We start from the raw sequence: 23,640 nt of genomic DNA, 5'->3' as shown, positions 1-23,640 counted from the left end.
CGGGCATAAAATGAATTATAAAGTTAATGCGGTAAAACTGGACTTTAATCCGGTTTTTTCAATCCTGATCCCAACCTGGAATAATCTTGATTACCTGAAATGTGTAGTGAACAGTATCCGGAAAAATAGTATATACAGGCACCAGATCCTTGTGCATATAAACCAGGGAAATGATGGAACAGAGGACTGGGTCCTAAGTCAGAAAGATATTGGTTATACAAAAAGTACAGAGAACAGCGGTGTTTGTTTCGGCTTTAATGCTATTTCTCATTTAGCAATTTCAGCGCGGCTTGTTTTAATTGACGATGATCTTTATCTGTGCCCGGAATGGGATGAACATCTGTTGTCAGAAATAGAGAAAATGCCTGATGAGAAATGGTGCATAAGCAGTACCATGATAGAGCCCCGAAAAGGAAATAACCCTTGTGTTATACAGAACCAGGATTTCGGAAGGCATCCTGCTGAATTTGAAGAAGAGAGATTTCTGCAGCAGTATAAGCGCTTTGAAAAGAAAGACTGGAATGGTAGTCAATGGTATCCTCTGGTGTTACCAACCTTTGTTTTCAGGGCAATAGGAGGACTGAGCGTTGAATTTTCGCCAGGCATGCACAGTGATCCGGATTTTATGATCAAGCTATGGCGGTATGGGATCAGGTACTATAAAGGGGTGAGCAGAAGCAGGGCGTATCACTTTGGCAGTATCAGCACTGCAAAGGTGAAGAAAAATGATGGCAGAAGTACCTTCATTCTGAAATGGGGGATGAGCAGTAATACTTTTTTTAACAATTATATCAAGATAGGGACTGATTTTAACGGATACGTAAAAGATCCGGAAGAAACAAAGTTCCTGCAATTCAAAAAGCTTATTGACAGATGGAAGGTGAAGTTTAAAACAAGGCCTGTTCCCATCTCAAAAACGCATCATTGATGACGGGCCCTGATCGGGGAAGGCATTGCCGGCCATTCTCTAACCTGGTATTTTTTTCTGTACTTCCCTGATCATTTCCACCAGCTCTTCATTCTGTTTTAGAAAGGTATTTGCGGCAAAAGCATTATCCACCTTGGCTATCCTGTCAAACAGGTCATTGAGCTCAGCATCCGGTACACCTCCGTTCAGCGCCAGCCGCGCCTGAGCTTCAGATTGTAATATCCAGATGTAATCCCTGTTGGCAGGAGAATGATCGATCTTTGACAGTTCGTCCTGGCATATCTCAATTACGCGTTTCCAGATCTTCTGCGCATTTCCGTAGTTGGTCATGATATCAAGGTGCTCTGTCGATCTCGTAGCATTCAGCAGGTACATGAATGCGCAGTTAATGCCATTGTAATAATTCTCACAGATCACATATCCTTTTTCATAGTATCTGAGAGCCTTCCGGATATTTTCTTTCTCATTCTCCAGTTTTGCAAGCCGCTTGTAAATGGCGCCTGCCAGTCCCAGTGTTTCAACATCTATCTGTTCGTCAGGATGTAAGTGATTATGCAGCAGGTTTTCTGCCAGCTTCAGTGCCGTCAGTTCATCCGGCTCGGTGAGTTTATAGGTCATGAGCACAATACGCTGGATAATGAAACGGCTGCTGGGATCGCGCTGTAAGGCTATGGCATAGTAAGCCAGCGCTTCTTTGAACTGGTTTGCGTTCTTCTTCTCTTCTGCCTTGTCAAGCAGTTCAGACAGGCACATCTTTTCATCTTCCAGGTTCGTTTTTATTTTTTCAAGCAATGTTGCTATGGCGGGTATGTCTTTCATATCATTGTCATCAGTACCAGCTTTCTTTTCTTTTATGATCTTTTCATTCAGATCTTTGATCAGGTAAGAGGTACCGAGGAAGCTTACCCGTGGTATTTTACTGAAAATATCTTCGTAGGGGCCATATTCGACCACATTCCTGTTACCCAGGCCAATTGTGGAATAGGCTGCATCGTACATCTTCCTTAATACTGTATTCTCCTTTATTTCTGTCTCTGACATGACATGCCCTTCGTCATCTGTGATAATATCAACTATTTCTGACTGAGATATTTTATTCAGCAGGTTTCTGCTGATCACCTCGTCAGTATCAGCTGCCTGTAATACATTGGATACGGTTTTATCCCATCCTGCCACTTCGCTCTTACCAGCTCTTTTCTTTTTCCTTTTGGGAGGAAACAGATCAGCTTTAAGATAATCATATACGGGGCTGTCATTACATTTATCTCCTTCTGCTTTCTGTTTTTCCAGTATCCATTCTATCAGTTCTGTCAGTGTTTTGGAAAACCGGGCTACTTCTGCATCTTCTATATCATTACCTCCGTGGGTGTATTGTTGAATAAGCACATGTGAAAAATCAAAAGGGAATTTTAATCCTTTCTCACTGATCACTATAGTGGAAAATGGTTTTAGTGCATATCTCACTCCCAGTTCATAAACAGCATTGGGATTTAATGTACTCAGGTCTGCAATGGCAATATCTGCCTCCAGTATCCATTTGTACATAAAGGCATCTATTGTGCCGGTATATAGTTTGTCACATGCCCGGAAGCAATCTATTTCGAAAGTATCTGTTTTAAAGGAGTCGCATACCGGCTTAAGTATCTTTTTGTAGACAATGTCGAGGTTCAGCACTCTGCCTGTGGCAAGGTCTGTTTTTTCTCCGAAGCCTGTAATTACGAAGCAGGATAATTTGGTTGTTGTTGCCATATCGGGGTTGTTAAAAAGGTATGTTATTGGGGATTGGGGCGTTTTACCTGTTCAAATTTACAGGTTTGCGGTAACAAATTGTTAAATTAAAATTCGTCATGTATTAAACTTATTCTAATTTGTTTGCCCATGCAAAAGGGGGTGCCTTGATATATAGATACTATATGGATACTCCTACTCAAAGGCTAGTATAAAGTATGGATAGTGTATGCATTGCGGTATCACTTTAGCGCCACATGGAACAGGATATTTACCTCCCGGGCCACTCCCTTTTCCATATTCCCGGATAGTCCCATACAACTCCGTCCTCATCTGTTTCCAGTTCCGACTTAAACCCTGACCAAAGGCTCTCATACATATAAAGGCTTCCTGCAAGGCGTGTATACCGCTGTTGTACAGGTTTTGCTTCCATGGCAGGCAGATCAAAATACAGAACAGTGATCTCCCGGACGTCTCCTTCCTGTAGCAATAGCCTGTTTATTGGCAGTGTATTCGTAAATGGTGTGATGGAAATGTCAATATCTGTGCAAGGCGTAAAAGCTTCCTGAACAACCCCGTGCCTGTCATACCATTTACCATTCTTCCTGGTAAACTGTAACTCCCTCTCTGTCTGATCATATGTTCTGATCATAACAGAAGTTGTTTCCCAGTTAAGATCGGCTGTAATGTGATAATTGACATGTAAGGGCTGATCGTTCACCAGCCCGGTAATATATCCCCGGATCTGATGAGCGGTGTCTGATTGAAGATGAAGATATTCGATCGTATTATAGTAAATACCTTTCCAGATAATTTGTTTTGAGGTCATACGGCGGTTTTCTTCAATTTACAGAAAAATTGACAGGGCCTGTTCTTAAACATCTTTGTCTTTTTCCGGAATAGGTAGCTTAACGGGGTCAACCTTCATATTTTTGCTGTAAAGATATCCTAAGGCGCCGCCTGCAAGCAGGCCCAATGCTGCTGCCCCGGTCAGCAGACCGCCTCCTGCTAAAATGCCTGCTGCCAGTCCTCCCAATGTTATTCCGGCCCGGGCCTTCTTTTTATCTTTTTCGGGTGCGTTTATTTTTGCCTGATTCCACTTCAGTGCAGCCTCTATAAACTCTTTTGTAGGAAGATCATCTTCAAATAAGGTTATTTCTTCAGGGTCTTCACGATGTCCTTCGTCATCTTTTATCCATCCCCATTTAATGCCTCCAAGATATTTTCCTTTAAGAGGGCCTGAAAGGCCTAAAACTCTTACTTCAAACTCATCACGATTGAATACTTCATATACCGCAGGTTTATCGGCCGCCAATCCGCCGATAAATGCTTCTTTGTCCTCAGTTAAATACCGGAAAACGGCAGGCTTATCATCCAGTTTTGCATTACTTTTCACTGTGCTGTTATTCACTACTGATATTTCATTGGAAGGTCGTTCCATGGTTGTAGGTTCGATCTCCAGACCTGTATGTTTTCCAAGACTTCCATAAACAGGATGATCCGTTTTAAATTTGCCGTTACCGTAATCTTCTGCCAATGAATCTATATGTTGTTGTTCGGCTCCGTCGGTCGTAATGCGTTTAAAGAAATCATGTATACCATCAGGTTTGGAATGTTCGACAGGTCCTCCATCCTTTATCTTTCTTATACCCAGCTGTGTTCTGTTCACCTTCTGTACCAGGCCAAATGTTCCATCCTGTATCACAGAAGTATCAGGTTGCCATTGCAGCCTGAATTCTGCGCCAACCATATCACGCCTGGTATCTGTAGGATGGGGGGAATACGCGGTAGCGGTAAATTTACCGTATTGATTTTCAACGGAGCTGGCTTTAAGCTGTAATGCTGGCACAGCTGGCCGGCTGATACCTGCTCTGCCGGTAGTGGCAGCAGCAGAACGGGGCGGGGGAATAGTATTCCGGAGTTTTGTCGTTTGAGGCATGGGAACAAATAATGCAGAAGTTAGGAAATAGGACGGATAAATCCAATACCGGCAGGAATGTAGTAAATTGTCATGCTCAAAATCTCAGACTATGCTACATTATAAAACAGGCCAGATACCAGATCTCCCTTACAAACAGGCGGTTAAAAAACCAATACCCATCCGCTGTATACAGATCAACGAACCTTTCCGCGTAAATTCCATGGAAGGGGTAGTGGAAGGGAAAGCGGGAGATTACCTGATGATAGGGGTCCATGAGGAGATGTACGTCTGCGACAGGGAGATATTTGAAAAAACATATGACCTGCTTCCTTAGAAGGAGCAGATCTTACCTCCTGCTTTCCACGGTATAGATAAAGCTGTCGGATTTATAATACCCCAGGTTAAACTCTATTGGTTTATCTGCCTGGTCATAAACGAACCTTTTCCTGAACAATACCGGGCTGCCGGTATCTATTTCCAGCTTACCGGCAATAAAGCCGTCAGCTGCTCTGGCGCTGATCTCTTCTTTGGAAAGGGTAGCTATGACGTTGTATTCTGTTTCCAGTATCTCGTAAAGAGGGCGTTTAAAATCTTCATCGCCTGTCAGTCCTATGTTGGGATGAAAGAAGGAAACAAAATAAACAAAAGGACCTTCCGGCCTGCCTCTCAGTCTTTCCAGCTTAAGCACTTTCTGATCTGTCTTTATTTCAAAGAAGTGGGCCACATCTTCATTCGGCTTTACCCAGCTGATATGCAGCTCAAAGTTCCTGATAGGGATACCCCTTGCCGCCATTTCCTGGGAGAAGCTCTTCCAGTTCATAGATTTCGAGCTGACCGTCTTTTCCGATACTTTAGTGCCTATTCCTTTTTTACGTACCAGCAAGCCTTCATACACCAGTTTATTCAATGCCTGCCGCAGGGTGGTGCGGGAAATTTCCAGTTGCTGTGAGAGCTCCACTTCATTAGGCAGGAATTTACCGTTCCTGAACTCAGGGTCTTCTATCATCTTGCGTAGTAACTCTTCTGCCTGTATATGCAGGGGCACCGGGCTACTATGATCTATCGACAATTTCATGGATACAATACTAGGAAAAATAATTTGCTTTCTACAAACAATGTATATATGTTTGTACATAGTAAGGAACAGGTAGTTCACGTTTTTAGTCGGCCGCAGGCCAGGTCTCTTCTTTCAAAAGATCGCTTTCATTCTTAGGTGGAAGCGATCTTTGAACCAAATTTCACGTTGATGTACTATGCTTGATCATTTGTCTTTATATTTATTATGTATATACATATTAAAATGAATTTCACCTGGCTGCTGACAGTATTGTGTTATACTGCCTCAGCGCAGGATTATACATCTGTTGAATTGCAGCCAACAGTAGCTTACCTGAAACATAACGGAAGGGAAGCGCGTATGGCCCGGCTCATTTTTCATGGCGGCAGCAGCCATAAAGCCGCTACAGTCAGGATATCTTTTAACGGACTGCAGGACAGCATACAGCTACCTGCCAGCCAGCAGGGCTTCACAACATATGAGTTACCCTTACCCGGTAGCCCCGTTCAGCAGGAAACCCAGCTAAGCGTAAAGGTATCTTCTGCCGGCAGGGAATATGACGCCCGCTGCCTGGTAGGGCCGGCGCAAAAATGGAAAGTATATGTCCTGCCACACTCTCATGTTGACATTGGCTATACCAACGTCCAGGAAAAAGTGCTGCAGATCCATATGAACAATATTGATGAAGCAATTAAAATTGCCCAACGTACCCAAAACTACCCGAAAGAAGCCCGTTTTAAGTGGAATACAGAGGCTTTCTGGGTGGTAGACAGGTATCTGGCCGCAGCAGACGAAACCCGGAAGAAAGCCTTCTGGGAAGCGGTTAAGAAGCAATGGATCAACATCGATGCCGCATATGGTAATATCAATACCAGCATAACAGATTCCCGGCAGCTGGTACAGATGTTCCATTCAGCTATTAAGAGGGCAAAGGAACAGGGAATAGACATCAACACCATGCTGCAGGTAGATGTTCCCGGCGCATCCTGGGGACTGGCAGCCCAGACCGCCATCACCGGTATAAAATATTTCTGGGGGGCTCCTAACGCATCTGACAGGATAGGTAAGTTATATGAATGGCAGGACAGGCCCTTTTACTGGAAAGCTCCCGGCGGACAACAACTGCTTTACTGGCAAAGCCAGCCCTATTCCATCGGTTATGCACTCAAAGGCACGAAGATCCCCAACTTCTTTACAGTAGAAGATCCTAAGCCTTTTTATACAGGCAGGCCATCAGAGAACTTTCTCAACCCTTTCATCTTTGGCTACCTGGCAGACCTGCAAAAGAAACAGTTCCCCTATAACATGACCATTATCACCTGGGCCATGAGCGACAATGCACCCATAGACCCTGAGCTGCCGGAGGCCGTAAAGGAATGGAACGACAGGTATGCTTCTCCCCAGCTGATCATCACATCCACCAAACAGTTCTTCCATGATTTTGAAAACGCATACAAAGAAAAGATACCGGTGGTATCTGGCGACTATACAGAATACTGGACAGACGGGCTCGGCTCCGCAGCGCGGGAAACAGGTTACAACAGGGTAGCTTCCGACCGGCTGCAGGAAGCCGATGCCATCTGGGCCTTAAGGAATAAACCCGCTTATCCGGCTGCCCGTTTTGACAGTGTATGGAATAATATCCTGCTTTTTAATGAGCACACCTGGGGCGCATATAACAGCGTATCTAACCCGGAAGACCCGAAAGCGGTGTCACAATGGAATTATAAACAGTCCTTCGCCTTCAAAGGAAAGGACCTCTCTCAGGAATTGCTGATGACGGCTGCCGGCGGAGTGGATACAATAAGTAACGCCATAGATGTATATAACCCGCTGGGACAACCACGTACAGAACTGGTCATTATCCGGAACAATACCGGCAACCTGGTGAAAGATGTGACAGGAAAGCCCGTGCCCTCCCAGAGGCTAAGCACAGGAGAACTGGCATTCCTGGCAGAAAATATTCCTGCCTACACGAAAAAACGCTTCACTGTTCATACAGGAAAAGCAGCGATAAAAACGAAAGCCATAGTTAGCCATAACACCTTACAGAATGGTATTTACAGGATCTCTGTGGATGAACGCACAGGAAATATAACCCTTCTTGAAAAGAACGGCTTGCAGGCTAACCTGGCAGATTCCGGCGGACTAAACCAGTACAGCTATCTGCCTGGAGATTCCCTGGAGAAGATCCTCTATGCAGGAAATGCACAGCTTCGCATCAAAGAGAATGGTCCGCTGGTGGTAAGCATAGAAGCTACATCTGCTGCACCCGGTGCTGCTTCTCTCAGCAGGGAAATAAGGCTGACAGCCGGCGTTGACCGTATAGAGATCATCAATACAATAGACAAGCAGGGCATCGCCCGTAAAGAAGGCGTACACTTCGCTTTCCCCTTCAATGTTCCGGGCGCACAGGTCAGGTACAGCATTCCCTGGGGAAGTATCAAAGCAGAAGCTGATCAGCTGCAATATGCCAACAGAAACTGGTATACAGCCCAGCGCTGGGTGGATGTCTCCAACAAAGAATATGGCATTACCTGGTCCAGTCCGGACGCCCCCCTGTTTGAAATAGGTAATTACACAACAGCCGGACTGCTGGGTGGGCTGCATCATTCTCCTCTCTGGATAGATTTTACAGAACAGCGTCCTGCTATCTATTCATGGGTTATGAACAACCTGTGGCATACCAATTTCCGTCATGAGCAGTCAGGCGTTACAACATTCCGCTATTATATGCAGGTACACAAAGCATATGATCCGCTGAAGGTAAATTACGAGGGACTGAACAATCACCGGCCGCTGATAGCCGTACCTGCCAGCGGTCCGGCAGAGGAATCGCTGTTCTTCACTATACAGTCAGACAATGTGTATGTTGAAAGCATCAAACCCACAGCAGACGGAAAAGGAGCACTGGTATGGCTGGTAAATGCCGCAGACAGGGAAACAGCGGTAACATTCACGCCCAGGGAAAAGAATAACACCCTGGCTGTATGGCAGAGTGACATACTGGAACAACATAAACAACTACTGGATACACACATAACAATACCTGCAAAAGGAATACAACTGGTAAGAATAGAAACTAAATGACTGTGAATACAATAACTGCATGGCGTAACTCCCGGCAACGGCTATTACCGGAGTTTTTAACGGAAGAACAGACCGCCGGGTATGATATATACCCCATCCACTCACTGGGCGCCAATAAGATCAGGAACGGATATAAAAGCCTGGTTGCATGGATGGTAACGCAACAGGAAGTGATGATAGACGGTTATACCGGCATACTGTGGCATGAAGTGAAAGAGGCACTGGATGAGGTATTGCAGGAGACCGGCATAGAAGTACAATGGCATTTTACTCACGATGCTTTTAAGGATGAAGACGAGGTCACACAACTGACAGCCCCTTTTATGGGAGAAGAGGGCAGCGTCTGGGGCAACCGTACAACACTGACACTACAGGATTTTTTTCATACCGGGAAACTGGCAGGTATGAACAATGAGAAAAGAGAGCATGTCCTGCACATCGTAATAGGTACCGGCGCAGCCCTTGTGAATAGAGCTGCCCCCGTTATTTACCTGGACATTCCTAAAAATGAGCAGCAATACCGTATGCGTGCCAATGCCGTCACTAATCTTGGCTACAGCCAATACACCGATGCCACGGAAATGTACAAGCGGGCCTATTTTATTGACTGGGTAGTGTTGAACAATTATAAGCAGTCGTTACTTCACAGGATCAGCATCTTTGCAGATACACAATGGGGTGATAGCGTCAGCTGGATCTATGCAGAAGACCTGCAGGCGGCAGTCAGCAGTATCACACATAACCATTTCCGGGTACGTCCCTGGTTTGAACCGGGCGCCTGGGGCGGGCAGTGGATGAAAGAGCATATTACACAGTTGCCGAAGGAGGAAGTCAACTATGCCTGGTCTTTCGAAATGATAGTGCCGGAAAACGGGGTGGTGTTTGAAAGTGATCATCACCTGCTGGAAATACCTTTTGAATGGCTGATGTATTACAGCTATAAAGCTGTGCTGGGAAAGCATGCGGAGATCTTCAGGCATGAATTCCCCATCCGTTTTGATTTTCTCGATACTTTCGGCGGAGGTAACCTTTCCATACAGTGCCATCCATCTTTATCCTATATCCGCCAGCATTTCGGAGAAACCATCACACAGGATGAAACCTATTACATCCTGGATTGTAAAGAAGATGCGGGTGTTTATCTGGGGCTGCAGGAAGATATTGACCCCTCTGGTTTCAGAAAGGCGCTGGAGGATAGTCAGCAGGATAACGTACCCATAGATATCACCAGGTATGTACAGCTGCATGACGCACATAAGCATGATCTCTTCCTGATACCCAACGGTACTGTACACAGTGCCGGTGCAAATAATATGGTGCTGGAGATCAGTGCAACGCCTTACATCTTTACCTTTAAGATGTATGACTGGCTGCGCCTGGGGCTTGACGGCAAACCCCGCCCTATCAATATTGAACATGCTTTTAATAATATTGATTTCAGCCGGAAAGGGGATGTTGTAAAGAATGGGCTGATATCCCGGCCGTCGTTACTGGAGGAAGGTACAGACTGGCAATGCTGGCATCTGCCTACGCACAGGGAGCATTTCTATGATGTGCACAGGATAGAGTTTGATACAGAAGTATCTTTTACAACAGGCAACTGCTGCCTGGTAATGATGCTGGTAGAAGGCACCGCCATTACTGTAAAGACTTCCGGCGGCTCAACCACTTATCATTATGCAGAAACTTTTGTAATTCCCGCAGCTGCAGAAAAGTATAGTATTATCAACAATGGCGAAGGAAGGGCAAAGGTGATCAAGGCTTTTATAAAAGAAGACCATCCGGTTTTCAGTACCATCGTTTATGAAAACACAATCTGATCGTTTACTTATTATGACCACACTGGTAGCCTCTCTGGGAGGTTTCCTGTTTGGATTTGATATGGCTGTTGTATCGGGCATATTACCTTTTGTAAAGCAGCAGTTTGCATTGTCTGCCTTCCGGGAGGGATGGTTTGTTTCTTCTGCGCTGGCAGGTTGTATTGGAGGAGTATTGTTTTCCGGCCACCTGGCAGACAGGTTTGGGCGGAAAAAACTGCTGCAGCTCTCAGCCGTTCTCTTTCTGCTGGCAGCCCTGGGATGTGCGCTGTTGCCCTCTCTTAACCTGATCATTGTTGCCCGTATTACAGGGGGCATAGCTGTTGGCATCGCTTCCAGCATTGTACCGCTGTATCTTTCTGAAATAGCGCCAGATCATATAAGGGGCCGGCTGGTTACCTACTACCAGCTGGCGGTGACCATTGGTATACTGGTGGCATATTGTACCAATGCAGGACTGTTGTCATACGGGGGAAGAGAAGTCTGGCGGCTTATGTTCGGCGTGGGTGTTATCCCGGCCATACTGTTCTTCCTGGGACTGATATGGGTGCCTGAAAGTCCCCGGTGGACAGGCAGCCGGCAAACGGAACATAACTACAGTGAACTGCTGTTGCCTGATCTGCGCAAAGCCCTGCTCTTAGGTATCCTGTTACCTTTATTTTCCCAGTTCAGTGGTATCAATGCCATCATCTATTATGGGCCCAGTATACTGAACGGTGCGGGTATAACCCTGAGCAACTCTTTTCTCAGCCAGATCATCTTTGGTGCAGCTAATGTGTTCTTCACATTGTTCGCTATCTGGAAAGTAGATGGACTGGGAAGGCGGCCACTTTATCTCTGGGGCACCGCCGGCGCTGCTGTGAGCCTGGTAATGACCGGGACCTGTTTTTATACCGGAGCTACAAACGGCATATGGTTGCTGCTTTGTGTATTATGTTTCCTGGCTTTTTTCGCATTTTCTATCGGACCTTTGAAATTCGTGATAGCTGCAGAGATCTTTCCCGATGGTATCCGCGCCCGCGCATTATCATTAAGCATACTGGTGATGTGGGTGGCAGATACTGTAGTAGGGCAACTTACTCCCATGTTACTGAAAGCATGGGGCACGGCACAGACGTTCTGGTTCTTTGCCTCATTCTGTCTTTGCGCATTTATTACGGTTTACAGGTTATTACCGGAAACAAAAGGACAGTCTTTCGAGCAGATCAGGCAACATTGGAAAAACTCAATTCAGCAGGGATGAAGAAGTCAATAGTATTAGCAGCAGATATAGGCGGTTCGCATATCACAAGCGCCCTTGTGAATATGGCAGAATGCCGTATAGTACCCGGTTCTGTATTCCGTGCCCGCGTGGATGCCAATGGCTCAGCAGCAACGATCATAGATAGCTGGAGCCGGATAATGCAGCACAGTATGGAGGAAGGTGGTGGGGCAGACTGTTTGGGCATTGCCATGCCGGGACCATTCAACTATGAAGAGGGGATTAGTCTTATACAGGGATTGCATAAGTATGAAGCGCTCTATGGACTGAATGTAAAGGCGCTGTTGGCAGAGAGCCTGAATATGCCTGCCGCTGATATCAGGATAGCTAACGATGCCAGTTGCTTCCTGCAGGGAGAATTGTTTTGCGGGGCCGCAAGAGGACAGCGGAATGTCCTGGGCCTTACACTGGGTACTGGCTTTGGCTCTGCCATTGCTGAGAATGGAATGGCTGTCGAAGCTGCGTACTGGAATGCGCCATTCCTCTCATCAAGAGCAGAAGACCATTTCTCTGCCCGCTGGTTCCTGCAACGTTATTATGAACTGAGTGGTATGCAGGAATCGGGGGTGAAACAGATAGCCCTGCTGGCAATGGAATCTGAAGCAGCAAAGACGGTATTCAGGGAGTTTGGCAGTAACCTCGCCGTATTCCTGCAGGCGCAGTCATTTAAACCATCTGTGGTGATGCTGGGAGGGAATATTGCTCATGCCTTTCATCTCTTCATTGCGGAGCTGGAAAGAGGGGTGCCAGATACCCGTTTCATACTGTCTGCATTAGGAGAAGAAGCTCTTTTGCTGGGCGCGGCAGGTTTCTGGGAAATGGCGGCATATTAACTTCATTGCAACTTTATATCAATTATTTATAGCCCTGCAGTGGCGGTTTTGCGGCAATGCGGAAACGTTGTTACATAATCTTTAGTATCTTTTTATAAGAAAAGAAGAATAGTATAGATTATGGAAGAGCATTCACATAACCATGAACATGGGCACGACCATGATCATGATCATGGGTACAGTGAGATAGGGCAAGGCAAATGGAAACAATATTCTGCAGTTATCATCAGCTTATTCATGCTGGTAGGAGGCATGCTGACAGACCATTTTATTCAGCCGGCCTTCTTTACGGGATGGCTGCGTTTTGCCTGGTACCTGACCGCTTATCTGCCTGTAGGCTGGCCGGTAGCATCCAACGGCTTCCGCCTCATGCGCAGGGGAGATGTATTCACTGAATTTACTTTAATGACCATTGCCACTGTGGGCGCCTTCTTTTTAGGAGAATATCCTGAAGGGGTAGCAGTGATGGTGTTTTATACTATAGGAGAACTTTTCCAGGATGCGGCAGTGAACCGTGCAAGACGCAGTATCAAAGCCTTGCTTGACATCAGGCCTGCTACGGCCAACGTACAACGTAACGGTAGCTTTACAGAGATCTCTCCCAAAGAAGTGCAGCCTGGAGAAATTATACAGGTAAAGGCCGGAGAACGTGTACCGTTGGATGGTGAGCTGCTTTCTGATAATGGTATCTTCGACACTGCCGCTTTAACCGGGGAAAGCCGCCCTTCTGATATTGAGAAGGGAAGTACCGTGCTGGCAGGTATGATCAACCAGGGAAAGGTAATAGAGATGCGGGTAACAAAGCCTTATAATGACAGCGCATTATCACGCATTCTCAACATGGTACAGCTGGCAACTACACGTAAAGCCAGGACAGAACAGTTCATCCGTAAGTTCTCACGCATTTATACACCTGCAGTTGTATTTATAGCTGTTTGTATTGTATTGATACCCTTCTTCTTTACACCGGACTACCAGTTCAGGGACTGGCTGTATCGCGCCCTGATCTTCCTGGTGATATCCTGCCCATGTGCGCTGGTCATCAGTATTCCTTTGGGTTATTTCGGCGGAATAGGAGCTGCATCACGGAACGGTATCCTCTTCAAAGGTTCCAGTTTTCTTGACCAGATGACCAAAGTAACCACTGTTGTGATGGACAAAACAGGCACCCTTACCAAAGGTGTTTTTAAAGTACAGTCAGTAAAGAGTTATTCCCACGATGAAAGCTGGCTGCCTGTAGCTGCAGCGCTGGAAGCAGGTTCCACTCACCCGGTAGCGCAGGCAGTAGTGGCCTATGCAGGAGAGGCGGCAAAAGCTGTGAAAGTAGAAAGTACAGAAGAGATCAGCGGGATGGGGGTCAGAGGCATTGCAAACGGGAAAGAGGTACTGGCAGGGAATGTCAGGCTGCTGGATAAAATGAAGATCTCTTATAACGGAGAACTGAAAGATGTGGCGGACACTGTGGTTGTAGTGGCGGTAGACCGGAAACTGGCCGGGTATATCACCATTGCAGATGAGGTTAAAGAAGACAGCAGAACGGCAGTATCTGTCCTGCATAATGAAAAGATAGAGACGGTAATGCTCTCCGGCGATAAGCAGGCGGTAGTAGATAAGGTGGCGCGTGAACTGGGCATTGATAAAGCTTATGGCGGCCTGCTGCCTGAAAATAAAGTAGAGCATATGGAGGCGCTGAAGAAAGTACCTGGCAAAGTAGTGGCCTTTGTGGGAGATGGTATTAACGATGCGCCCGTGCTGGCATTGAGCGATATAGGTATGGCAATGGGAGGGTTGGGAAGTGATGCCGCTATAGAAACGGCAGATGTGGTGATACAGACAGATCAGCCTTCAAAGATAGCAAAGGCTATACAGATTGGCCGCGCTACTAACAGGGTAGTATGGCAGAACATAGGCTTTGCTTTTGGAGTGAAAATAATAGTGATGATATTAGGTGCAGGTGGGATCGCTACAATGTGGGAAGCCGTTTTTGCAGATGTAGGTGTTGCTTTGTTAGCTATATTGAATGCTGCACGTATTCAACGTATGAGATTCTAACCAGCCCAGGGCCGGTTAGAATCCCGGAAAAAGCTTAGAACTTAACAGCACAACCTATATTCACAACATAATCTGCAAATGCAGCATCCCCGTTCACCTTATTAGTAGGGGTACTTCTTTCTTTATCAGTAACGCTCTGCGTCCTGTTACGCACCAGGGCAATGGGCACAGAAGCAAACAGATTCACTTTCTTAATACCATAAGACACAGAGGGCTCCAGTGAGATCACATAACCAGGGCGCCTGAAATCACCACTACCTCCAACCAGGTCATGTACCGGTATACCTTCCAGTCTTGCGCCTACAGCACCAATAAAACGTTGTTGTGTAAAAGTAACACCACCCCTTGCCATGTATTGGTCCGGCACACTGGAAATAGCTTCATTGGCCAGTGCAGGAGAGAGTGTTTCACGATAGGTACGTACGCCATTCTGTTCTCTCGGGTTGATGAGGTAGTAGAAGTTACCATATACACCCAGATGGTGGCTGAAATGATAGAAAGCATTCAGCTCTGTAGTAATGCCTGTACCGCCATCGCCCAGCTGTATGGACTGATCTACTGTTCTGAGCTCTTTGGTACCGTTAGGCCCTACATTGTACCAGTAGTCTTTGTAGTCATAGTCGCCCGTAGCGAGTTTAATACCCAGGCCGGCCTGTATATTACCTTTCAGGTTCTTTTTAGGGTTCAGCAGCCAGCGGTACACAGCAAAGCGGATATCACCCAGGCCGTAAGAGTGCATGGAATGTCTTTCATTGTAGTTATTCACGCCGTTTACCAGGCCATGCTCATAAAGGGAAGAACGGGCATTGATAAGCAGGGGTACATCTACCATGATGCTCCAGCGGTCGTCCAGCAGTCTTGTCAATGCAAAGTCTATTGCGGTCTGGTGATTGATCACTTCTGTTCCCTTTTCAACACGTTCCTTTTGCTCTTCTCTTCCCTTAAAATGTTTATAGGATTTAAAATACCGGCCGCCAATGTTGAGGATCCATTTATCTGCCGGGTCTTCATCCGGATGTGCTAACATACATGATTGTCCGCTGCCGCGTAATGCAACGCAACCTTGTGAATGTACTCTGACAGAAATAAAGGAGATCCCTGCCAGCAGCAGGATGGTTGATAAAAGTCTGTTCATGTTCTGATTCTATATTGTGGTATAATTAATGCTTCAACAACGTGATTCTGGCTGACTGTTCATTGTTCCGTATTGTTTGGACAAACTACCTTAGTACCTCGTATTATATTTTTACGAAATGTGGAATGTACGAATGCTGACCCTAAGCTAAGGCTTTTTCTTACAGATAGTATGCTACTTTCATGATAGATAATGATAGTTATTTAACATCCTGGATGGTAGGGAAGCCCTATAATTCAGAATTTCTTCAGGATCTGTCAGCATATTTGGTTTATGAAGGCTTACAGATACCTATTTTCCTTATACCTGGCTGTATTGGCAGGACAAATACACGCACAGCAGACAACTGTTGATAGCTTACCGGCTATACATCGCCTGAAATATACTCCCCGCCAGCTGTACATTCCCGGAGCGCTGATGCTGGCCGGCCTGCTGGCTAACCGGGGAGGGCAGGAGTCCCTGAAGATGGAGGTAGTAGAAGAGAGGAATGAACATATGCCCCGGTTCCACACTCATATTGATAATTACCTGCAATATTCTCCCATAGCGGCAGCCTATCTGCTGGACGCATGTGGTGTAAAATCGCGTACAGACGTGTTGAACCGCACGGCTATCCTTATTAAGGGAGAGCTGATGATGACGGCTTTGGTATCTGCCGGTAAATCGGGCTTTCATGTCTTGCGGCCTGATGGAAGTACACATAATTCCTTTCCTTCAGGCCATACAGCACAGGCCTTTGCCGGTGCAACCTTCCTTTCCACTGAATATGGAGAACGTTTCAGGTGGATGCCTTATGCAGCTTACGGCGTTGCATCCGGTGTAGGTTGTTTAAGAATGGCCAACAACCGGCATTATATCAGTGACGTGTTAATGGGAGCAGGATTAGGAGTATTGACCATGAAAGTAGCCTACTGGACGCATCGCTATAAATGGGGGCGACACAGACAGCAGATAAGGCCTGTTGAATAGGACCTGAACTACTCTTCATAGAATTTGTTGTATTTTAATAGTCATTAGCGCACCATGAAGATACTGATCATAGAAGACGAGCCTCAACTGGCACAAAGCATCAGCGAATATCTCTCTGTAGAGAACTATCTGTGTGAGCTGGCCGCTACCTTCGCTGAAGCAACGGAAAAGATCACCCTCTATGATTACGATTGCATACTGCTGGACCTTATGCTGCCCGGTGGTGACGGAATGAAAATACTGGAAGAGATCCGCCGTCAGCAGAAACAGGATGGAGTGATCATCATTTCTGCAAGAGATTCCTATAATGACAAGATAAAAGGGTTACAGACCGGGGCGGATGATTACCTGGCCAAGCCTTTTCATCTGCCGGAGCTGGCTGCCAGGGTATATTCGGTGATACGAAGAAGGAATTTTAACAATACCAACATCATACAGCAACATGAACTGCAGATAGACCTGCTGGCAAGGACAGTGAACATAAATAACAAACCGGTTATCCTCACAAGAAAAGAATTTAACCTGCTGCTCTATTTTATGGGCAACGCCAACAGGGTGATCTCCAAGAATGCCCTGGCAGAACATCTTTCCGGCGATCTGGCAGATATGATGAATAGCTATGATTTTGTATATGCCCATATCAAAAACCTTAAAAAGAAATTGAATGAAGCAGGATGTGATAATTATCTCAAAACAGTTTACGGAACAGGTTATAAGTGGGAAGTATGAGTAAATTGCTGAACAGGTCCCTGAAGGTATTTATACTTTATGCGGCCTTCGTACTGGCCTGCAGTATTCCTGTGTATTACCTGATAGTAGATTATATATGGAAGTCTGAACTGGATGAGCACAATGTCATTATTGGTGAGAATATAAAAAAACGCATACAGTCTGTTCCCATGACAGACGTTGAACTGGAGCAGAGCATACTGTTGTGGAACAAGCTGCAGCCACATGCGCAGATAAAAAGTACAGACAGGGGGCGGCCGGACAGCATCTATAATATTTACAAAAAAAGAGAAGTTACAGGTGAGATGGACCGTTTCCAGGGACTGATCACTTATTTTGAATATAATGGCAGGTATTACTGCCTGATGGTGGAAACCAACATAGAAGAATCTTATGAAACTATTGCAGTCATTACAGTAATTACCATCGTTTTCTTTATCATCCTGCTTGGAGGTCTGATACTCCTTAACCGTAACCTCTCAAAGGCTTTATGGCAGCCATTCTACCAAATCCTTGAAAAGATACGGGGCTTTTCCCTGGAAAAGGGGCAGAAGATAACCTTTGATGATACTGGTATATCAGAATTCAATGAACTGAATGAAAGTCTTGACCGCCTGATAAAAGGAAATATAAATGTTTACCAGGAACAGAAGGAATTTACAGAGAACGTGTCTCATGAATTGCAGACGCCCCTGGCCATTGTACAGTCTAAACTGGACCTGCTGCTGCAGGACCGGGAGCTGACAACAGAACAGTATAATATCATCAATGACGCGCAGGCTGCCCTGGGCAGAAGCGCCAGGATCAACAAGACCCTTTTGCTCTTTGCCAGGATAGGGAACGGGCAGTTTGCTGATAAAGAACCAGTCAACCTGGAAGAGCTTGTCCATTCAAATCTTGATCTGCTGGCCGATTTTGTAAAAGAAAAGCATCTGCATGCTGAAACGGAAGGGCTGACAGTAACAGCCAACCGTTTGCTGGTAGAAATGATGGTAGCCAATCTTCTGCTGAATGCTATCAGGCATAGTGCAGCAGATGCCAGCATCAGTATTACACTGGGCAATGGTACGCTGAAGGTGGCAAATTCTGGGAGCGCTCCACTGGAACAGAAAAACCTTTTTAAACGTTTTATGAGAGCTGCGTCGCATACGCCGGGCACCGGCCTGGGACTGGCGCTTGTACGTGAAATATGCCAGAGATACGGATGGGAGATAACCTATCATTTTGAGGAAGGCATGCATGTATTCCGCGTTGCATTTTCATGATTCAGAATTTCTACTAAATCTATCCCCAATTTTACCTGCGCATTAAATACCAATAGCCAGGATGAAATACATTGTCCCCTTTTTATTTCTTTTATTTTCGTTTATACATGGTTATACGCAGACCAAAGTAACCGTCTCCGGCCAGGTAAAGGATGCCGGTAATAAAGCTCCGCTGCAGTTTGTAAATGTTACCCTGCATAAGGTAAAGGACAGCACTTTTGTTACAGGCACTATTACCGATCAGGAAGGCCGTTTTTCCATTGCAGATATTGGCAATGGAAATTACTTTGTAAAGATATCCCTGCTGGGATATGGTACAAAGCAATTGCCTGTACTGGTAGGGCAGCTGAGCCAGTTCCTGGACCTGGGCGCTGTTCCGTTATCTGCAGAGAACAGGCAGCTGAAGGAAGTGACCGTTGCAGGGAGAGAGGAGACTGTGACAGAAAAAATGGACAGGAAAGTCTTTAAACCGGCAGATAATATCAGCCAGATGGGAGGATCTGTACTGGAGGCAATGAAAAACCTTCCCGGAATAACAGTGTCCCAGGATGGAAAGGTACAGCTCAGGGGCAGCGATAAGGTAATGGTGCTGTTAGATGGTAAACAGACGGCGCTTACCGGTATTGGCGGGCAATCAGGCCTGGATAATATTCCTGCCTCCGCAATAGAGCGTATTGAAATCATTAATAATCCCTCTGCCAGGTATGATGCAAACGGAAATGCAGGCATTATCAACATCATCTATAAGAAGGAAAGCAAGGAGGGGTTTAACGGTAAGATAGGGCTGGCCGGCGGATTAGGTGCGTTGTGGGAGAAGAAGGGGAATTACCCTGGTATAAGGCCACAATACAGGGCTACTCCCAAGATCAATCCCTCTGTATTCCTCAACTACAGGAAAAATAAAGTGAACCTCTTCCTGCAGGCAGACGATCTCTACACCAAAACATTGAATAAGAACGAATTTACAGATCGCTTTTACAGTAATGGAGATACCATCAGGCAACAGACAAAGCGGAACCGGACAACCAATATCATCACTGTTAAAACGGGAATGGACTGGTTTATGGATAACAGCAATACCATCACCTTTTCAGCCCTGGGAAGCCGGGAAAAGATACTTGACAGGGGAGACGAGCCTTTCTTTAACAAAGATCTTTCAGAACGTCAGCGCTTATGGCAGTTCCTGGAAGATGAAGTGAAAACCACTGCAACCATCTCTGCCGGCTGGCAGCACAGGTTTGCACAGCCAGGACGTTCTCTTAATATAGGTTTCAATTATACCTTTCACCGGGAAGATGAACGGTATTACTTTAATAACATCATGCCCGCATTTACAGGGCTGGACTCTTTCAGGGTATTGTCTGACGAGCATGTTGCAGACCTGAACATAGACTACATACACCCCCTGAAGTATGGCAGGGTAGAAGGAGGCATGAAATTCAGAAGAAGATATATCCCTACAAATATGAAATTCATGCCGGGGCTGAACTCCCCGCTTGATACCTCTGCCGGTGGATGGGCCAATTACAGTGAGGTGATTCCCGCCGTATATGGGAATTATGTACTGGAAACGAATAAATTTGAGGTAGAGGCCGGTATCAGGATGGAATATGTGAACCTGGAATACAAAGTGAACCCACACCATAAAACATACAAAAGCGACGGTTATAACTATACAGAGCCCTTTCCCAACCTCCGTATTGCCTATAAGCTGAATGACAGGAATAAGCTTTCCTTTTTCTACAACCGCAGGGTAGACAGGCCTAATGAAGTGGATATCCGTATATTTCCCAAGTATGATGACGTAGGTACCGTTAAGGTAGGAAATCCCGGTCTGCGCCCCCAGTTTACCAGTTCTTTTGAATTAGGATATAAAGCAGGCTGGAATGAGAGCGCTGTCTACAGTGCCGTTTATCATAAAAGGATGGATGCAACCATTACCCGTATTGGCACTACTGTTCCGGGAAGTGATATCATCTATAACATATTTCAGAACACCGGTAAGAGCTATAACACCGGCATTGAAATGCTGTTGTCGCAGAATATAGGGAAGAAGGCAGCGCTTAGCCTGAATCTTAACGGTTATCAACATATCATAGAAGCATATACGGTAGTGAACATGTACCCGGAAGAGAATGTTTTCAGTGCGGCCCGGCAGGAAACCTATTCCGGCAATATAAAGCTGAACAGCCTTTTCCATTTTTCGGGGAAGACCGATCTGCTGCTGACGGCAATTTATCTTGCCCCGGATATTGTACCACAGGGTAAGACCTATTCCCGTTTTTCCATTGATGCCGGTATAAAAAAGGCTATACAGCAGGGAAGGGGAGAGGTGTTCCTGAATGCAACTGATATTGCCAATACCCTGAGAAATAAAATGGAAATACGCGGGGACGGATTTAAATATAGAAGTACAGACTATAATGAGACCCAGGTAATAAGAGTGGGATATAGCTATAAATTATAAACGCTTATTATCTTAGCCGGCCTGTACCTTGAAAAGAGACTTTAACAATATTTTGTTCCTCTCAAATTCTTTATATATTGTGCTCCTGGTTTCACGTTATTGGTTTTTCAAATTAATCATGCAGCATAATGTTTAAAAGAATCGCTTTTAGCTTACTCATTTCATTGGGAACGGGTCTGATCTACGCACAGGAGAACAACTATCCGCTTATCCCAAAACCGGCCTCTTTACAGGCAGGCGCCGGCAGTTTTACACTGAACCAGCAAACTTTCCTTGTGGTAAAGAATGATGCCGCCAGGAAAAATGCAGATCTATTCAATGAATTTCTCTGGAACAGGTACGGGCTGAAACTAGCTGTTTCCCAGCAGGAGAAAGACAAAGCCATCATTATTGACGCCACAGCAGGCACCAGCGATGAGGCATACAGCCTTACTGTAACGCCCGGACAGGTAAGGATAAACGGTGGCAACAGCGGCAGCTTTTACGCCCTGCAATCACTGTTACAGCTGATAGAGAAAAAGAACGGCAGCTTGTCTGTACCGGCAGTAACCATTAACGACAAACCGGAATTTGGTTACCGTGGTATCATGCTCGACGTGTCCCGCCATTTCTTCACCCTCGATGAAGTGAAGAAAATAGTTGATGTCATGGCCTATTTTAAATTTAACAGGCTGCACTGGCACCTGACAGACGACCAGGGCTGGCGGCTGGAAATAAAGAAATATCCCAGACTGACACAGGTATCCGCATGGCGCGATTCTACTATGATTGGTCAGTATGGAGACTTTAAACCGTTCGTATATGACGGTGAAAAACATGGCGGCTATTATACCCAGGAAGAAGCCCGTGAACTGGTGAAATACGCAGCAGACCGGAAGATCACAGTTATCCCGGAAATAGAGATGCCGGGTCATAGTACAGCAGTACTGGCCGCATATCCTGAACTGGGATGTAAGGATACTACCTATCATGTACCCGGTTACTGGGGCGTGCATTACAGTATTTTCTGCCCTAAGGAGGAAACCTTTAAATTCCTGGAAGATGTGCTGACAGAAGTGATGAGCATTTTCCCGGCAGAATATATACATATCGGCGGTGATGAGGTGCCTAAAGAACACTGGAAAGAATCAGCCTTTGCACAGAAACTGATCAGCAAACAGAAACTGAAAGATGAGCATGAGCTGCAGAGTTATTTTATTACCCGCATGGAAAAGTACCTGAATAAGAATGGCAGAAGACTGGTAGGATGGGATGAGATCCTGGAAGGCGGTCTTGCGCCCAATGCCACTGTTATGAGCTGGAGAGGAGAGAAAGGCGGTATTGCAGCTGCCAGGATGGGACATGATGTGATCATGACGCCTAACAGTCATATGTATGTTGACCACTACCAGGCAAAGGATAATAAAAATGAGCCTGTAGCTATAGGCGGTTTCCTGCCGCTGGAAAAAGTATACAGCTATCATCCCCGTCCTGATTCACTGAACGCAGAAGAGCAGAAACATGTACTGGGCGTACAGGCTAATCTGTGGACAGAATATATAGCTACCAACGGGAAGCTGGAATACATGCTCTTTCCCCGTGCTCTGGCGCTGTCTGAAGTAGCATGGACAGGCAGGGGCCAGCAGGATTATGACGATTTCTCTACCAAACGCTTACCGGCACGCCTGCAGGAACTGGAGGAAATGAATTTCTTCTACCGTATACCTGAAGCAAAGATCCGTTTCGGTACTGCCGCTAACGGCAGAAGAACTGCAGAGATCATTCCATTTATAGCTAACAGTACTATTTATTATACTGTTGACGGAAGAAAGGCAGATCAGACGGGTACATTGTATACAGGACCTGTAGTACTGCCCCGGTCAGCAAAACCACTTACCCTGAATTATATTATTGTAACTCCGGGCGGAAGGGTGAGCAATATGTTCAGTGTGCCGCTTGAATCAAAGTAAAATTGCTTCTGGCCGCAGGCTGCCCTCCTATTCAAAAAAAATGCTTTTGCCATCCGGCAAAAGCATTTTTTTTGAGCAATTTTGCTCGCTGTGATAAAGATAAACTGATATACAATCTTTTACATCTTTTCTTCTCTTCTTTGTTGTTCATCACGTTGTTCCTGTACAGGATCGTCCGGCGGCAGATATCTTTTCCTGTCCCACCTGTTCTTAAAGATCATAAATAACAACAGTGCAAGTGCTGCCAGCCCGACAATAAAAACCAGGGTCAGATTTATTGCATGCATATAGCTGTTTTGTTAAACAATGCCCAAGAAGCATGCCTGTTATCCAGGAAAAAAATGCTACGCTGATAGACTGCGTAGTGCCGCTATACCTTTGAGTCCTCTTTAGAAATTACCACGATGATCAACGGACTTTTGCTTTAAGATATTTATTA

General features: G+C 45.7%; 18 protein-coding genes. 12 read left to right on the top strand and 6 right to left on the bottom strand.

The window, feature by feature from the left end:
- Nucleotides 1-10 precede the first annotated feature (10 nt).
- Nucleotides 11-928 carry a glycosyltransferase family 2 protein gene (locus tag GO493_RS13850; RefSeq protein ID WP_157306777.1) on the top strand — a complete coding sequence of 306 codons (918 nt, stop codon included), beginning with the start codon at nucleotides 11-13 and terminating at the stop codon, nucleotides 926-928.
- A gap of 39 nt (nucleotides 929-967) precedes the next feature.
- Here GO493_RS13850 and GO493_RS13845 read toward each other — a convergent pair whose 3' ends face one another.
- The 3 genes from GO493_RS13845 to GO493_RS13835 form a co-directional block, all read right to left on the bottom strand.
- On the bottom strand, nucleotides 968-2,677 hold the full coding sequence (locus tag GO493_RS13845; RefSeq protein ID WP_157306775.1) for a tetratricopeptide repeat-containing protein: 1,710 nt from the start codon (nucleotides 2,675-2,677) through the stop codon (nucleotides 968-970).
- 250 nt (nucleotides 2,678-2,927) lie between these two features.
- Nucleotides 2,928-3,485: a putative glycolipid-binding domain-containing protein gene (locus GO493_RS13840; protein WP_157306774.1), complete on the bottom strand. Its 558-nt coding sequence runs from the start codon at nucleotides 3,483-3,485 to the stop codon at nucleotides 2,928-2,930.
- A gap of 45 nt (nucleotides 3,486-3,530) precedes the next feature.
- Nucleotides 3,531-4,595, bottom strand: coding sequence for a hypothetical protein (locus GO493_RS13835; RefSeq protein WP_157306773.1), 1,065 nt, complete (start codon nucleotides 4,593-4,595; stop codon nucleotides 3,531-3,533).
- A 91-nt stretch (nucleotides 4,596-4,686) separates the two neighbouring features.
- Here GO493_RS13835 and GO493_RS13830 point away from each other — a divergent pair, with 91 nt between their 5' ends.
- On the top strand, nucleotides 4,687-4,911 hold the full coding sequence (locus tag GO493_RS13830) for a hypothetical protein (RefSeq protein ID WP_157306772.1): 225 nt from the start codon (nucleotides 4,687-4,689) through the stop codon (nucleotides 4,909-4,911).
- A 12-nt stretch (nucleotides 4,912-4,923) separates the two neighbouring features.
- Here the strand turns inward: GO493_RS13830 and GO493_RS13825 are convergent, their stop codons facing one another.
- Entirely contained in the window at nucleotides 4,924-5,652 is a 729-nt protein-coding gene (locus GO493_RS13825) for a GntR family transcriptional regulator (protein WP_157306771.1), read from the bottom strand.
- A gap of 225 nt (nucleotides 5,653-5,877) precedes the next feature.
- Between GO493_RS13825 and GO493_RS13820 the strand changes: the two genes are divergently transcribed.
- From GO493_RS13820 to GO493_RS13800, 5 genes are all read left to right on the top strand, one after another.
- Nucleotides 5,878-8,724, top strand: a complete 2,847-nt coding sequence (locus GO493_RS13820) for a glycoside hydrolase family 38 N-terminal domain-containing protein (RefSeq protein ID WP_232538838.1) — start codon at nucleotides 5,878-5,880, stop codon at nucleotides 8,722-8,724.
- 2 nt (nucleotides 8,725-8,726) lie between these two features.
- Entirely contained in the window at nucleotides 8,727-10,544 is a 1,818-nt protein-coding gene (locus tag GO493_RS13815) for a class I mannose-6-phosphate isomerase (protein ID WP_232538837.1), read from the top strand.
- Nucleotides 10,528-11,784: an MFS transporter gene (locus GO493_RS13810; protein ID WP_157306768.1), complete on the top strand. Its 1,257-nt coding sequence runs from the start codon at nucleotides 10,528-10,530 to the stop codon at nucleotides 11,782-11,784. The genes GO493_RS13815 and GO493_RS13810 overlap by 17 nt, the downstream gene beginning before the upstream one ends.
- On the top strand, nucleotides 11,781-12,635 hold the full coding sequence (locus GO493_RS13805; protein ID WP_157306767.1) for an ROK family protein: 855 nt from the start codon (nucleotides 11,781-11,783) through the stop codon (nucleotides 12,633-12,635). The genes GO493_RS13810 and GO493_RS13805 overlap by 4 nt, the downstream gene beginning before the upstream one ends.
- Nucleotides 12,636-12,755: 120 nt before the next feature.
- Entirely contained in the window at nucleotides 12,756-14,687 is a 1,932-nt protein-coding gene (locus GO493_RS13800) for a heavy metal translocating P-type ATPase (protein ID WP_157306766.1), read from the top strand.
- Between the two features lie 34 nt (nucleotides 14,688-14,721).
- Here the strand turns inward: GO493_RS13800 and GO493_RS13795 are convergent, their stop codons facing one another.
- Nucleotides 14,722-15,822, bottom strand: a complete 1,101-nt coding sequence (locus GO493_RS13795) for a hypothetical protein (protein ID WP_157306765.1) — start codon at nucleotides 15,820-15,822, stop codon at nucleotides 14,722-14,724.
- 273 nt (nucleotides 15,823-16,095) lie between these two features.
- Between GO493_RS13795 and GO493_RS13790 the strand changes: the two genes are divergently transcribed.
- From GO493_RS13790 to GO493_RS13770, 5 genes are all read left to right on the top strand, one after another.
- Nucleotides 16,096-16,791 (top strand): phosphatase PAP2 family protein, encoded by a 696-nt coding sequence (locus GO493_RS13790; RefSeq protein WP_157306764.1) that lies wholly within the window; start codon nucleotides 16,096-16,098, stop codon nucleotides 16,789-16,791.
- Between the two features lie 54 nt (nucleotides 16,792-16,845).
- On the top strand, nucleotides 16,846-17,520 hold the full coding sequence (locus GO493_RS13785) for a response regulator transcription factor (protein WP_157306763.1): 675 nt from the start codon (nucleotides 16,846-16,848) through the stop codon (nucleotides 17,518-17,520).
- On the top strand, nucleotides 17,517-18,785 hold the full coding sequence (locus GO493_RS13780; RefSeq protein ID WP_157306762.1) for a sensor histidine kinase: 1,269 nt from the start codon (nucleotides 17,517-17,519) through the stop codon (nucleotides 18,783-18,785). Before GO493_RS13785 ends, GO493_RS13780 begins: the two co-directional genes overlap by 4 nt.
- A gap of 61 nt (nucleotides 18,786-18,846) precedes the next feature.
- Nucleotides 18,847-21,252 (top strand): TonB-dependent receptor domain-containing protein, encoded by a 2,406-nt coding sequence (locus tag GO493_RS13775; protein ID WP_157306761.1) that lies wholly within the window; start codon nucleotides 18,847-18,849, stop codon nucleotides 21,250-21,252.
- A 128-nt stretch (nucleotides 21,253-21,380) separates the two neighbouring features.
- The gene (locus tag GO493_RS13770) at nucleotides 21,381-23,201 is read left to right on the top strand and encodes a beta-N-acetylhexosaminidase (RefSeq protein ID WP_157306760.1); all 1,821 of its coding nucleotides are present in this window, start codon (nucleotides 21,381-21,383) and stop codon (nucleotides 23,199-23,201) included.
- A gap of 119 nt (nucleotides 23,202-23,320) precedes the next feature.
- Here GO493_RS13770 and GO493_RS13765 read toward each other — a convergent pair whose 3' ends face one another.
- Nucleotides 23,321-23,488, bottom strand: coding sequence for a hypothetical protein (locus GO493_RS13765; protein WP_157306759.1), 168 nt, complete (start codon nucleotides 23,486-23,488; stop codon nucleotides 23,321-23,323).
- Nucleotides 23,489-23,640: the final 152 nt, after the last annotated feature.

The sequence above is a fragment of the Chitinophaga tropicalis genome (assembly GCF_009758205.1).
Taxonomy (GTDB): Bacteria; Bacteroidota; Bacteroidia; order Chitinophagales; family Chitinophagaceae; genus Chitinophaga; species Chitinophaga tropicalis.
The sequence above is the reverse complement of the archived record's forward strand: the minus strand, read 5'-3'. Positions and strand labels throughout refer to the sequence as shown.

Excerpts from the sequence above, each read along its gene's own strand:
- GO493_RS13840 (WP_157306774.1), bottom strand. The coding sequence starts at position 3,485 with ATGACCTCAAAACAAATTATCTGGAAAGGTATTTACTATAATACGATC.
- GO493_RS13820 (WP_232538838.1), top strand. The coding sequence starts at position 5,878 with ATGAATTTCACCTGGCTGCTGACAGTATTGTGTTATACTGCCTCAGCG.
- GO493_RS13830 (WP_157306772.1), top strand. The coding sequence starts at position 4,687 with ATGCTACATTATAAAACAGGCCAGATACCAGATCTCCCTTACAAACAG.
- GO493_RS13825 (WP_157306771.1), bottom strand. The coding sequence starts at position 5,652 with ATGAAATTGTCGATAGATCATAGTAGCCCGGTGCCCCTGCATATACAG.
- GO493_RS13800 (WP_157306766.1), top strand. The coding sequence starts at position 12,756 with ATGGAAGAGCATTCACATAACCATGAACATGGGCACGACCATGATCAT.
- GO493_RS13780 (WP_157306762.1), top strand. The coding sequence starts at position 17,517 with ATGAGTAAATTGCTGAACAGGTCCCTGAAGGTATTTATACTTTATGCG.
- GO493_RS13805 (WP_157306767.1), top strand. The coding sequence starts at position 11,781 with ATGAAGAAGTCAATAGTATTAGCAGCAGATATAGGCGGTTCGCATATC.
- GO493_RS13795 (WP_157306765.1), bottom strand. The coding sequence starts at position 15,822 with ATGAACAGACTTTTATCAACCATCCTGCTGCTGGCAGGGATCTCCTTT.
- GO493_RS13770 (WP_157306760.1), top strand. The coding sequence starts at position 21,381 with ATGTTTAAAAGAATCGCTTTTAGCTTACTCATTTCATTGGGAACGGGT.
- GO493_RS13775 (WP_157306761.1), top strand. The coding sequence starts at position 18,847 with ATGAAATACATTGTCCCCTTTTTATTTCTTTTATTTTCGTTTATACAT.
- GO493_RS13845 (WP_157306775.1), bottom strand. The coding sequence starts at position 2,677 with ATGGCAACAACAACCAAATTATCCTGCTTCGTAATTACAGGCTTCGGA.
- GO493_RS13790 (WP_157306764.1), top strand. The coding sequence starts at position 16,096 with ATGAAGGCTTACAGATACCTATTTTCCTTATACCTGGCTGTATTGGCA.
- GO493_RS13835 (WP_157306773.1), bottom strand. The coding sequence starts at position 4,595 with ATGCCTCAAACGACAAAACTCCGGAATACTATTCCCCCGCCCCGTTCT.
- GO493_RS13765 (WP_157306759.1), bottom strand. The coding sequence starts at position 23,488 with ATGCATGCAATAAATCTGACCCTGGTTTTTATTGTCGGGCTGGCAGCA.
- GO493_RS13810 (WP_157306768.1), top strand. The coding sequence starts at position 10,528 with ATGAAAACACAATCTGATCGTTTACTTATTATGACCACACTGGTAGCC.
- GO493_RS13850 (WP_157306777.1), top strand. The coding sequence starts at position 11 with ATGAATTATAAAGTTAATGCGGTAAAACTGGACTTTAATCCGGTTTTT.
- GO493_RS13785 (WP_157306763.1), top strand. The coding sequence starts at position 16,846 with ATGAAGATACTGATCATAGAAGACGAGCCTCAACTGGCACAAAGCATC.